This is a genomic window from Psychrobacillus sp. 05T411 (assembly GCF_056396485.1).
In genome coordinates, this window is the sequence record NZ_JBFTLO010000050.1 from 1 (window position 1) to 12033 (window position 12033).

General features: G+C 36.0%; 16 protein-coding genes. 12 read left to right on the plus strand and 4 right to left on the minus strand.

Annotated elements, in window-relative coordinates:
- Positions 1 to 275 precede the first annotated feature (275 nt).
- Positions 276 to 797, minus strand: coding sequence for a CotY/CotZ family spore coat protein (locus tag AC1DFT_RS20225; protein ID WP_478161379.1), 522 nt, complete (start codon positions 795 to 797; stop codon positions 276 to 278).
- 130 nt (positions 798 to 927) lie between these two features.
- Here AC1DFT_RS20225 and AC1DFT_RS20230 point away from each other — a divergent pair, with 130 nt between their 5' ends.
- From AC1DFT_RS20230 to AC1DFT_RS20280, 11 genes are all read left to right on the plus strand, one after another.
- Positions 928 to 1320: a YhcN/YlaJ family sporulation lipoprotein gene (locus AC1DFT_RS20230; RefSeq protein ID WP_478161381.1), complete on the plus strand. Its 393-nt coding sequence runs from the start codon at positions 928 to 930 to the stop codon at positions 1318 to 1320.
- Positions 1320 to 1775 (plus strand): stage V sporulation protein AC, encoded by a 456-nt coding sequence (gene spoVAC, locus AC1DFT_RS20235; protein WP_478161383.1) that lies wholly within the window; start codon positions 1320 to 1322, stop codon positions 1773 to 1775. Before AC1DFT_RS20230 ends, spoVAC begins: the two co-directional genes overlap by 1 nt.
- Complete coding sequence (locus tag AC1DFT_RS20240; RefSeq protein WP_478161385.1) at positions 1769 to 2776, plus strand: stage V sporulation protein AD; 1008 nt, start codon at positions 1769 to 1771, stop codon at positions 2774 to 2776. The genes spoVAC and AC1DFT_RS20240 overlap by 7 nt, the downstream gene beginning before the upstream one ends.
- A gap of 1 nt (position 2777) precedes the next feature.
- Positions 2778 to 3143, plus strand: coding sequence for a stage V sporulation protein AE (gene spoVAE / locus AC1DFT_RS20245; protein WP_402818335.1), 366 nt, complete (start codon positions 2778 to 2780; stop codon positions 3141 to 3143).
- Between the two features lie 68 nt (positions 3144 to 3211).
- Positions 3212 to 3361, plus strand: a complete 150-nt coding sequence (locus tag AC1DFT_RS20250; protein WP_478161387.1) for a YjcZ family sporulation protein — start codon at positions 3212 to 3214, stop codon at positions 3359 to 3361.
- A gap of 33 nt (positions 3362 to 3394) precedes the next feature.
- Complete coding sequence (locus tag AC1DFT_RS20255; protein WP_478161389.1) at positions 3395 to 3640, plus strand: stage VI sporulation protein F; 246 nt, start codon at positions 3395 to 3397, stop codon at positions 3638 to 3640.
- A 172-nt stretch (positions 3641 to 3812) separates the two neighbouring features.
- On the plus strand, positions 3813 to 4112 hold the full coding sequence (locus AC1DFT_RS20260) for a hypothetical protein (RefSeq protein WP_478161391.1): 300 nt from the start codon (positions 3813 to 3815) through the stop codon (positions 4110 to 4112).
- Between the two features lie 185 nt (positions 4113 to 4297).
- Positions 4298 to 4819 carry a hypothetical protein gene (locus AC1DFT_RS20265; RefSeq protein ID WP_478161393.1) on the plus strand — a complete coding sequence of 174 codons (522 nt, stop codon included), beginning with the start codon at positions 4298 to 4300 and terminating at the stop codon, positions 4817 to 4819.
- Positions 4820 to 4888: 69 nt separating this feature from the next.
- Positions 4889 to 6547: a hypothetical protein gene (locus AC1DFT_RS20270; RefSeq protein WP_478161395.1), complete on the plus strand. Its 1659-nt coding sequence runs from the start codon at positions 4889 to 4891 to the stop codon at positions 6545 to 6547.
- A gap of 3 nt (positions 6548 to 6550) precedes the next feature.
- On the plus strand, positions 6551 to 7261 hold the full coding sequence (locus AC1DFT_RS20275; RefSeq protein WP_478161397.1) for a DUF2642 domain-containing protein: 711 nt from the start codon (positions 6551 to 6553) through the stop codon (positions 7259 to 7261).
- Positions 7262 to 7438: 177 nt separating this feature from the next.
- Positions 7439 to 8797, plus strand: a complete 1359-nt coding sequence (locus tag AC1DFT_RS20280; protein ID WP_478161399.1) for an arsenic transporter — start codon at positions 7439 to 7441, stop codon at positions 8795 to 8797.
- A gap of 487 nt (positions 8798 to 9284) precedes the next feature.
- Here the strand turns inward: AC1DFT_RS20280 and AC1DFT_RS20285 are convergent, their stop codons facing one another.
- The 3 genes from AC1DFT_RS20285 to AC1DFT_RS20295 are packed head-to-tail and all read right to left on the minus strand — an operon-like array spanning position 9285 to position 11013.
- Positions 9285 to 9713, minus strand: coding sequence for a GNAT family N-acetyltransferase (locus AC1DFT_RS20285; protein ID WP_478161401.1), 429 nt, complete (start codon positions 9711 to 9713; stop codon positions 9285 to 9287).
- Positions 9714 to 9716: 3 nt separating this feature from the next.
- On the minus strand, positions 9717 to 10232 hold the full coding sequence (locus AC1DFT_RS20290; RefSeq protein ID WP_478161403.1) for a YjcG family protein: 516 nt from the start codon (positions 10230 to 10232) through the stop codon (positions 9717 to 9719).
- 58 nt (positions 10233 to 10290) lie between these two features.
- A complete protein-coding gene (locus tag AC1DFT_RS20295) occupies positions 10291 to 11013 on the minus strand; it encodes an alpha/beta hydrolase (protein ID WP_478161405.1) in 723 nt (240 codons plus the stop codon).
- 167 nt (positions 11014 to 11180) lie between these two features.
- On the opposite strand from AC1DFT_RS20295, the gene AC1DFT_RS20300 reads away from it, so the two are divergent.
- Complete coding sequence (locus tag AC1DFT_RS20300) at positions 11181 to 11765, plus strand: phosphatidylglycerophosphatase A family protein (protein WP_478161407.1); 585 nt, start codon at positions 11181 to 11183, stop codon at positions 11763 to 11765.
- The last annotated feature ends 268 nt before the right edge of the window (positions 11766 to 12033 follow it).

The following is a 12033-nucleotide window of genomic DNA, read 5'->3' on the forward strand; positions in this document are numbered from 1 at the left end:
GATTTTCGCTACAGGCGTCGACTCCTGCCGGATGAGTGGGCTAATGAGACATCCCAACGTACGCCTAAGGGCGGCGGGGATGGCTCATCGCTCACCCGGCGGAAAGCGTACGACTGTAGCGAAAATCACAGCGGACACTTTATTCGCCTTACTACCACGCAGTATCCCAATACTGTGCAATGAGCATTTAACTCCTATTTTCTATGTATAAAACTCCACAACAAAACCGTTCGGGGCGGTCCCGAACGGAAGTAGACACTACAAGGTTGAAACGATCAGTCACATACATTTAAAAATACATCTGCAACACATTCAATTGCACAGAAACAATTTAAATCTACTGTAATACAACTTCCTGTCAATCTGAAATTGCGAACCTTACAAAGTTTTCTCAAATCAATTTTTGTACCTTCTGCGTTCAATAAATCAACTTCATGTCTATTGGAATCAAGTGGTTCTAAAACGCGTAACGTTGCACAACAACCGTCAAAAATATCTTCTACACGGAAAAAGACGGAAATACAATCATTATCGCAGTTATCTGTGTCACGGAAAAATGCTTTAAAAGGATCACCATCTTTTGTTAACAACATGAAAACTCGTGTGTCCGCACGATGTCGAGCAGCCGGACTAACAAGACCTCCAAGTGGTTCTAAAAAACAGTTTGATGGACATTGCGGGCATTCATCATTTGTCGCTTGATCTTGAATGTCTTTAATCGCACGAACAACATCACAAACGCAACCTCTATCATGTCTTCTTTCATCTGTTACGTCTTCAATTCTTCCACAACCCATTGAGTTTCACCTCCTTTTTATCTCTTTCTAATCTATGTAGACGCTTTCGAATGGGTAGGGCATATATCTCGCTACCATTTGTATATTTCATTTTCGCTCGAGCATACTAACTCGAAAAGGAGCAAGTAAAATGAAAAAGATTATGTGTGTTTTCCTTGTATTACTACTCTTAACAGCTTGTTCAAATCAAAGAAAAGAAGCTATTTATCCGGCAGTGGACTCACAAGGACTAGAGCAAATACTGAATAAGCAAGATACGATCAATGGGTATACCAGTGTCTTGAATGATGGGGATATTGTTGTCGCAATCGATATTAAAAGGATGAAACGATTCAATAAAGAAAAAATCGAAAAAAATTTAAAGAAAGAGATAGAAGAAAAGTTTCCTGATAAAGAAATACTTGTCTCAGGTGATTTGAAACTAAGGTGGGAAATAGAAAAAGTAATAGACGAACAGCAGGAATCGGAAAAACTAACCAAAACAATAGAAGAAATAAAATCACTTTCGAAGGAAGAGACATAATGGATCAAAAACAATTCGATAAAATTGTCGATAAACAAACACCAAAGTCACCCCTGTTTGTGAATATGTTAAAAGCATTTTTGGTCGGTGGAATAATTTGTACAGTAGGGCAACTCATTACATTTTTTTATATACGCTTTTTTCCGTTTACAGAGCGAACAGCTGCAAATCCGACAGTAGCAACAATGGTATTTATCGCCATGATTTTAACTGGCACAGGACTTTACAAAAAGATTTCTCAATTCGGAGGTGCTGGATCAGCTGTGCCCATTACCGGGTTTGGAAATGCAGTAATTTCATCAGCCATCGAACATAAATCAGAAGGATATGTACTTGGTGTTGGTGGGAATATATTCAAACTGGCTGGTTCCGTTATCGTTTTCGGAGTTTTGTCCGCTTTTATAGTTGCATTGATTAAAACAATCTTAGTGAAAATAGGAGTGGTCTCATGGTAAATACATCGGGGACAATTCAGTTTAAAGAAATGCCTAGTATTGCAAGCACAGGTGTAGTTGTTGGACCGGTGGAGAAAGAAAGTCCTTTTGCTAGTTCTTTTGACGAAATACTGTCACTTGAAAATGAAAAAGGAGAAACATATGAACAAGCGAATACGCGCTTTATCGAAAAAGCTTGTGCAAAAGCTGTTCAAAAAGGTCATGAGCAAATGGAAAATATAGATGTATTTATAGGAGGAGATTTGGTCAATCAATTATCTCCTACCAATTTTGCTGCAAGACAGTTAGCACTACCATTTTTAGGCGTTTTCTCTGCATGTGCAAGCTCTATGGAATCAGTAATACTTGGTAGTCTTCTATTGGAATCAGGTAATGCCAAATCGATTTTAGCAGGGGCCTCCAGTCACCATCCAACTGTAGAAAGGCAGTTTCGGTATCCACTTGAATATGGGGCACAAAAACCTGGAAGTGCACAATGGACGGTAACAGCGGCGGGTTTTGCACTACTTCAAAAACATGCAAAAAATGCGCCAATTATTACACATGCGACGATTGGAAAAGTAGTGGATGGCGGACAAACTGACCCTTTACATATGGGAGCTGCAATGGCACCAGCGGCAAGGGATACTATAGAAAGGCATTTAAAAAATACAAATAGTAAGATGTCTGATTATGACATTATTATGACCGGTGATTTAGGAAAGATTGGATTATCCATCTTAAAGGAAATGTTCCAGGATGAAGATAGTGGTGTCATTTTACAAGATGCAGGCGCTCAATTTTATGGAGAAAATTCTTTTTTTAATGCAGGAGCGAGTGGTGCAGGTTGTTCAGCTGCCGTTTTTTTTAGTTATATATATGAACAATTAAAAAATGGTGTATTTAGTCGAGTGTTACTCGTTGCAACGGGAGCACTATTATCACCTTTAACTTTTCAACAAGGGGAAACAATCCCCTGTATTGCTCACGCTATTGAATGTCGAATGGAGAAGAGGGGATAGGATKATAACTTCATTAATTACTTCGTTTATTGTCGGTGGTCTTATTTGCGTAGTCGGTCAACTACTAATGGATGGGTTGAAATTAACACCGGCACATACATTATGTACATTAGTTGTTTGTGGTTCTATTTTAGATGGTATTGGTTTATATGAGCCATTAATCGATTTTGCAGGAGCAGGTGCTACAATTCCGATAACCTCTTTTGGAAACTCGTTAACGCATGGAGCGTTAGCTGAAGCTGAAAAACACGGGCTAATTGGTGTGTTGACCGGCATGTTTGAAGTGACGAGCTCAGGTATTAGTGCAGCAATATTGTTCGGAATAATTGGTGCATTTATTTTTCAAAAACGGAATACGACTTACTAGTTGATTCGCCCTTTTTCTTTGTACCCTCTTTGCATATGATACGTTGAAGAGGAGAGGAGGGAAAGGATATGTACGGCTACTGTGATGGAGGATATCCAGGATATTGCGGAGGTTACGGCCCTGGCTACGGATATGGTGGAAATCGTAATTCAACATTTGTATTAATCGTTGTTTTATTCATTTTATTAATCATCGTCGGAAGAAGCTTTCTCCCTTAAATCTAGAAAATCAAACTGTGAGGGGGAAAAGTAATGCAAAATTCATTTTTTAAAGCAATTGAAAATAAAACTGGAGTATCGATGGAAGAACTTTTTACGCTTGCCAATGCCATCTCATATGCTGATTTTACGGATGAAAAACAAGTGCGTAAAATAGTAAAAAAAGTTGGCAAGTTAGCGAATAAGCCAGTTTCCAAAGAGCTAGAAGATGAACTAACGAAGTCCATTTTACAAAGTGGAAGTAGTTTAAGTTTAAAAGATATAGAAAAACTTCTATAATATCCAATTGAAAACAGCATTTTCTTTCGAAAAATAAAATGAACAATGAATGCCCCAGGAAGATGACCTCTATTTTATCCGTTAAAATAGGAGCTCAAATTCACTGGGGCAAAATTGTTTGAAGCATATTCTTTTTGGGTATGCAGTATATATAAAGATGGAGGTGGAGAAGATGGGCTACATATTGCCGAATCAGCCGATACAATCGCGAGATTATGCAAATCGGATGTTAATGGACGATTATAATTTTGCCTACATTAACAATATCTATGGCGTCAAGCTGAAGTCAAGTTTTGATGAACACTTAGAAAAAGAAACTTTAGAAGACAATGAAGAAAAGCAAGGAATGGAACAAAAAGGACAAACAAACCTACCATTGTATAAAAGCTTCATCCAACCAAACCCCATTAATTTATTACCTATAATCGCAGAAATCAGCGGAAAAGGAAATAATATCAACCGTTATATTTGATGAAAATGCCGATATGTATATTGGCATTTTCTTTTTTATTTTTAGACAATTTGTCCATTCGGATTTAAGAAGAAAAATCTCAAGGAAGGCTTGAACTATAATTCAAAACTAGGCATTTGACCACTTCGACCTATCCCAGGATACATATAGATATTAGGATACTACAAAAGGAGGTTAGAAAATTTATGAATAAGAAGATGTTACTTTCACTTATCGATAAAGAACTAAAAGTAGATAGAGGCGGACCTGAGTCCCGTGTGGGTAAGCTTCTTTCCGTACAAGATGATCACTTCACGTTGCTTACTGCTGATGATGGCATTATTTATTATAATACACAACATATTAAAAGCTTAACGATTAATACAAAAAATCAATCGCAACTCGGAATTGAGATCCCAGAAGACTTCGAATACGTTGCAGCAGATAATTTCAAAGGTGTTTTGGAAAAATTAGCATTTAAATGGGTAAAAGTAAATCGTGGTGGTCCAGAAACACTGGAAGGTGTAATGGATTTTGTTGAAGACGACTTTCTTTCAATCGTGTCGAACGAAGAAGTTATCCGGATCTCATTGTTCCATATTCGAAACATTAGTTACGGAGTAAAAATTGAAAAAGCAAAAGAAGAAGACAATGCAAATGCAGCAGGAAACAATCAAGCTAAAGGAAAAAGTAATAGCAAAAACGACTCCAAACAAGCAAGTGAATAAATAAATGATGCATTCGTCGCTCCTGTTAATCAGAAGCGACGAATATTCAATGAAGGAGGCGCTCTCAAATTGCGAGAGAAAAATATGAAAACGGTATTAAGCTCCCTTATGAATATGAAAATCGGTATATATCTAGAAAACAATCAATTTGTAGAAGGTATTCTATTAAATGTTAAACAAGATTACCTAGCTGTTGATGTTAATGGGACGGTAAGTTATTACACACTAGAGCATATTCAAGCTATAACGAATAATGCGAAAGATTTTCGCATTTTCCCGGAAAGCAGTGTTCATCTAAACAGTCATGAATTAACAGACGTTTTGAGGGATTTAAAATACAATTGGGTAACTATTAATAGTTTGAGTGATCAGGCACTATTTGGAGTACTCAGTAACGTTTTGGAAGATGCTATCATTGTTATTAATAATCAAGGGCTACACTGTATAGCTAAATCACATATTGCGAATATTCATAAAGGAATGTATGAGAAGGAAAAAAACTTAATTAAAAATAATGAAAAACCAGATATAAAGAGAAATAATAATACGGAGCAGAACGCAGAGATCAGTAAAGAAAAAATAATACAAATTGAAGAAATAAACGAACTAGATGACTTAAAAGAAGAAGTAGAACAAGATTTGTACCAGCAACAAGTGGTGTTGAATCATAAAGATGAAACAAATACCACGGAATCAAAGAAATTAGATGAAGATGGTCATTCGAATATTATTAAACACCTTTTGGAACTACTAAACTCAATAGGTCAATCTATAAACCTGGTTAACACAAAATATAAGCTCCAAGAAATGGAATACAATACCCTGCAAATGGACCAGGAAAATTCACTTAGTGTAAATAATGAGTTCGAAAGTCCAGTGGGAACAAACAGTGAAGAAGCAATTCAGGAAACAATAGTTCCAAAAGTTGAACCCATGCATGCTTCGTTCGAAAAAACAATAGAAGTGCCTAAACATGTGGACGAAGTAATTGATTCAACTAACAAAGTGAAAGAAGAGCAAATCATCCATCCAGAACCTTCCATTAGAAAAAACGAAAGAAGAATACTTCTAACACCTTGGAGTAAAATGAACTACGACCAAAATGAAATTACTATTCCTTTAACAAAAATCAAAGAAAGTTCAACTGAAGTTGAATTACCTATAATGGAATATCAAAAATTAATAGATGAAGAGCATAATGTTCCAACAATAAATAAAGTGCAAAAAATAGCAGAATTAAATGTAGCGAAGGAATCACAAGAACTTAATGAAGAAGTTGCCACACACACAACGGTAACTATAAAAAGTCCTTGGGAGAGAGAAACGACGTTAGAAGAGCAAGATCTTCCAGCACCAAATACTCACCTCGAAATGGTAGAAATGGATGTTTTAATAGAATCACAAGAACCTGCTGATCTAGTTGCCGTACACACAACTGAAACACTAATTAGTCCTCGGGAGAGAAAAGAAATGTTAGAAAAGCAATACTATGCACTAATGAGACATGCAGAACAAAATTCGCTCAATTCGGAACACCATTTTGCAACCTATAAATCCATCCATCCAGCCCCTTTCGTGAATGAAACAAACAACGATCATGAGAATGATGAATCCCCCAAAAACCGCATGGAGGAACGTAAAAAAGGCGAAAAAGCGATGTTAGAGAAACAATTTTATTCTTTAATGAGGCATGCGGCGAAGATGTATCGTCAATTGCGAGACTTTTAAAAAATGAAACAAGAAAAATTAAAAGGAGATGGGCCCTTGAATAAAACTATTCAAAGTCTTATCAAGGAAGTTATTAAAATAGAAGTTTCAGGGAAAAAATTAATTAATGGTACAGTGATTGATTTAGGAAGTGATATGCTCGTACTTTTTAACGGTACAAATTTTATGTACATCCCTTTCGAGCATATACAAAACTTTGAAATAGATCAAAACAATGAAGAGGATATCCAGGATCCTACAGAAAACCCGAGTATAAAAGCTTTAGAAAATCAACTGGAGTTGTCATTTAAAGAAACACTAGAACTTGCAATGGGTAGGTATGTGGAAATATATGTGACAGACAACCAAGCTCTGTATGGTCAAATAACAAGTGTTCAAGACGATTATTTCGTATTTAATTCTCCTATTTATAAAACGATGTATATTCCAATCGCTCATCTAAAATGGCTAATTCCATTTACTCAAAATGAAAGTCTTTATGGGTTAGATGAAAAGAGAGGCATAGTACAGTCCAATAGTGAAGTGCTTGCAAATACATTTATTAAGCAAATTGAAAAGTTTGTTCATAAAATCGCCGTATTTAATATTGGCGGCATAAAAAGTCATAATGGAAAAATAAATTCTATCGAGGATCAAATGATGGAAGTACAAAAAGCAAGATCAAATGCTATCTATTTAAACATTGATCATATAAAAACCCTTCACCTAGTGTAAAAAACGTAAAAATAGCAACTGCAAGAAGTGTGAAAAATGCATACTTCTTGCAGTTGCTATTTATGTTCTTTCAAAAAATTAAAATGCCTTATGGACATACATCTCAGTTCAGGCGACTTGTGGTGAATATACATACATGGAATGGACAAACAAAAAAGGAGAGGAAATGGTACATGTATGAGTTTACAGATAGGAATCGCCAGTTTGGTATTCCTTGCGACTATGTTAGTCATTTTTTGGAGGCCTAAAGGACTGAATGAAGCATGGCCAGCGTCAATTGGCGCAGCGATTATTTTACTTGCTGGAATTGTATCCCAAGCAGATATTATGGATATCATCAGTAAAATTGGTGGTGCTTCCATAACAATTATGGCAACGATTGTAATGGCTGTTATATTAGAGAGTTTTGGATTTTTCAACTGGGCAGCTGCAAGGCTTGCCAATTTAGCGAAAGGTTCTGGTTACCGTCTATATTGGTACATCCAATTGCTATGTTTTTTGATGACATTATTATTTAATAATGACGGAAGTATTTTAATAACAACTCCAATTCTAATATTACTACTTCATAATCTCCGTCTTAAGCCACATCAGCAACTTCCGTATTTATTAAGCGGTGCACTCATTGCAACAGCTTCCAGTGCACCTATTGGCGTAAGTAATATTGTTAACTTAATCGCTTTAAATATTGTGGAAATGTCTCTATGGATGCATACTGCAATGATGTTTGTTCCTGCTACATTAGGTTTGTTGTTTATGTCATTCTTGATGTATCTCGTTTTAAAGAAAAAACTACCCAAAACATTGCCAGATGCAGCAGTAGATATTGAGGAACATTTTTTCACGAAAAATTTCCACCCTTTAAAAATGAAGACTTCAATAGAAACAAAACAGAAACGAACAAAATTTATGTTGAAAATATTACTATTTGTTTTTACAATGCGTTGCTTACTTTTTGTAGCATCGTATATAAACGTCCCTATTGAATTTGTAGCAGTATTCGGATCATTTGTCCTACTTATGTGGAGATGGTATCAATTGGGAACCAACCCATTAGATATATTGAAGAAGACACCTTGGCATATCCTAATATTTGCGTTCTCCATGTATGTAATTATTTACGCTTTAAATAACGTGGGTCTAACCCACTTACTAGTACAATGGTTTGAACCTATTGTAAATCAAGGTCTTTTCCAAGCAAGCTTTATAATGGGTGGATTAGTATCCATACTTTCCAACTTGTTTAATAACCACCCGGCCTTAATGGTTGGAACGATAACCTTAACGGAGATGGGCTTAGATCCTATCACATTAAAAACAATTTATCTTGCCAACATTATTGGTAGTGATATGGGGTCCTTATTACTACCTATTGGTACCTTGGCCTCGCTTATTTGGATGCATATATTAAGGAAAAATAAGGTGAAAGTTACTTGGAAGGACTATTTAAGTGTAACGATCATAGTTATCCCAATTTCCACAATCGTCACATTGACACTATTATTTTTCTGGGTACAGTTAGTTTTTGCAAATTAAACTTGGGATTTTAGGAATAGTGCTTCTTACGAATAGGATTTTCCAGATTGTCCTCTTCTAAGACACACTATCTCGAAAAGTAGGTGTGCAGGGAAATTTCTTAATGGCAATATTCCTGCACAGCTATAGTTAAATGAATAAAAGAATCCATTGTTAAAAACGTCTTTTTTCCTCTTACGAATTTTAAAAAAGATAAGGGGATTTCAAGATGTAATTAGTATGGATTCTTTATAAATTTTGAGATATAGAATGATAGGGAAAATGAATGCTTATATAGTTTCAACGCTGCATCTATGAAATTCCTAGCAATGCTCCAAACGTATAATAAAGTGAAATGCAATTGATAATTTTTTGTTATTGGTTTTAAAACAGTCCTAGTATGTATATGCTAAAGCGAGTATAAGTGATACAAAACAAGAGTATCTTTTAGTTGGAAAAAAAAGTGGAATGCATTAATGGCGCATCCCACTTATATTAGTTCCTACTATTATAAACTTTTATCCATTGCACGATGTGGAATTCCCGCTTCTAAAAATTCAGGGGATGTAATCGTATAACTTCTTTTTTCATAAAATGGAATAGCATAGCTTTGTGCATTTAACTTCAGCTTTTGAAAACCATTAGAAAATGCATAATCTTCCATGCATTGCATCATTAAATTGCCAAAACTTTTACCGCGATACGATGGTAAAATACAAACACGCTCTACTTTACCAATAGTTGGTTCGGTCGTACGAATACGGCCTGCACCAAAAGGTATCTCTCCATCATATGCAACAAAATGAACTGCCTCTGCATCGTATTCATCTAACTCCAGATGAAGTGGCACATCTTGTTCCTCTACAAAGACTTTTCGTCGAACGACGATTGCATCTTCATATTCTTTTTCTGTTTCTACTTTTTTTGCGATAACCAATACTTATTCAGCTCCAGACAATCTAAATGTTTCGTAAACGGTCCAAGAACCATCTTCTAGTTGATATAACAAATGAAGGCGATCGATTTGTTCTTCAAATTCTGCACCTATCATCTTTAACTGAGGATAAATATCGTCGTGTTCACTTGCGTTTAATTTTTGTGCAATAGTAATATGTGGTACAAATGCATAGCTTTCTTCGTCATTAAATCCAATTGCATTTAAGTTTTTGTGCAACGAGAGTAAATCTTCTGTTGGTTCTACCTTGAAGTAAATAGCATTCGTAACAGGAGCAAATGAACTAACTTTAGACGTTTTTAACGTAAACGGTTTATGTTCTTTTACAACCTTTGCTACATTTTCTGCAATTTGCTTGATTTCGTCCTCGTTTGCCTCGAATACGCCTTTAACCGTCATATGCGGTGTGATTAATGCATAATGAGGGTCATAGCGCTTTCTATAAGAGTTAGCAAAGTCCTGTACTTTTTTAGATGGGAAAGCAACAATACCGTATTTCATTTTTTATTACCTCCTCGAAGTTTTTATAGACCACATTACTAGTATAACAAAAAATAATTTATAAACCGAAATTGTTTTGTAGTGATCTTTTCATATCTGGTTGCCAAAGCTTCCAAGTATGGTCGCCATCTAATTCGTCATAATACGTGGAAAATCCTTTTTTTATTATTAAATTATGCAATTTTCTGTTTGGGGTGACGAAATCGGTTAATAATCCGTCTCCCGTTTTGACAGCAAGCTCGTCTTTTCCAAAGACATGATAAAGAGAAAAGGCATGTACTTCTTTATGTTTTTCCACTTGAGCTAATACATACTCATTTACGAGTGGGGAATGTAAAATAACTTTTCCTACTATATTTGGATATTGAAGCGCTGTCAGTAAAGACACTGTTGCAGCTAAAGAATCCCCGATTAATGCGCGTCCCATGCCAACTTGATAAGTCGGATAGTTAGCATCTATGTATGGGATAAGTTCATGAGCTAAAAATCGAATATATGCTTGGTGCTTCTTCCCTTCTGGATGATACTTTTCTCTGCGATCTTTGACGTTTTTGTAAGGGACACCAACAATGATTAAGTTTTCAATTGCTTGTTGCTCATATAATTCATCTGCAACTCTCGTAATGCGTCCTAACTGAAAATAATCTTTTCCATCATTTGCGATAAGAATAGAATACTTATACAATGGGGAATAATTAGGCGGTAAGTAAATAAGTAATTGCATTTCTTCTTGCAATGCGTCGCTAAACAGTGTTAAGTCTTGTATAACTCCTCGGTTCATTATAGATCCTCCTACAAGTAATCATGTTGTATAGAAATTGTAACATATACATGAACAGAGGTATAATAAACATCCAACAAAAAAATAGGGCATTTCGTAAGACTTTAAAATTGCATATATAGTAAGTACAAAGGTTTGAAAAAATTAGACAAGAGGGGGTAATTTTATTGGATAGACAAACGTCCAGAGTACATTCAAGAACAGTGGAAAAGGCTGCAAATGATGCATTACTTAGAAGAGGTGTAACGATTGAAGAAATTGCTAAAATCGTCTTTGAAATGCAAATGCCGTACAATAAAGGTTTGACAATTGAACACTGTGTAGAATCGATTAAAAGTGTTTTGAAAAAAAGAGAAATGCAGCATGCCATTTTAGTCGGCATAGAACTAGATGAGCTTGCAGAGAAGAAAATGTTATCTGCACCATTACAACAAATTGTAGAGGCGGATGAAGGATTATTTGGTGTAGATGAAACAATAGCACTAGGAGCAGTGTTTACGTATGGTAGTATTGCGGTTACTACTTTTGGTCATTTAGATAAAAATAAAATTGGTATTATCTCCAAGCTTGATACGAAGATTGGGAATGGGGTGCATACTTTTTTAGATGATATCGTCTGTAGCATTGCGGCAAGTGCTGCATCTCGCCTAGCCCATCGTACCAGAGATTTAGAAGAAGCAAATGAGACATTTGAGGATATAACACCTGAAGAAACTGCTCCTGAATCGAACATAAAAGACGTGCGAACATAATTAAACTGTCAAAAAATCCTGAGTTGCTTCATCAAGTGATTTGGGTTTTTTTATTGTGCGTGTTATAGGGAAACTGCGTGGTAGTGAGGCGACTAAAGTGTCCGCTGTGATTTTCGCTACAGGACGGACGCTTTCCGTGGGGTGAGTGATGAGCCTTCACCGCCGCTTGCGCGTACGTTGTGAAGTCTCATCTTACTCAGGCAGAGGAACAAAGGCTAAGAACGCCACATCGTGTGGCAACGCCTTCGTGACCAACATCGTGTTGGCC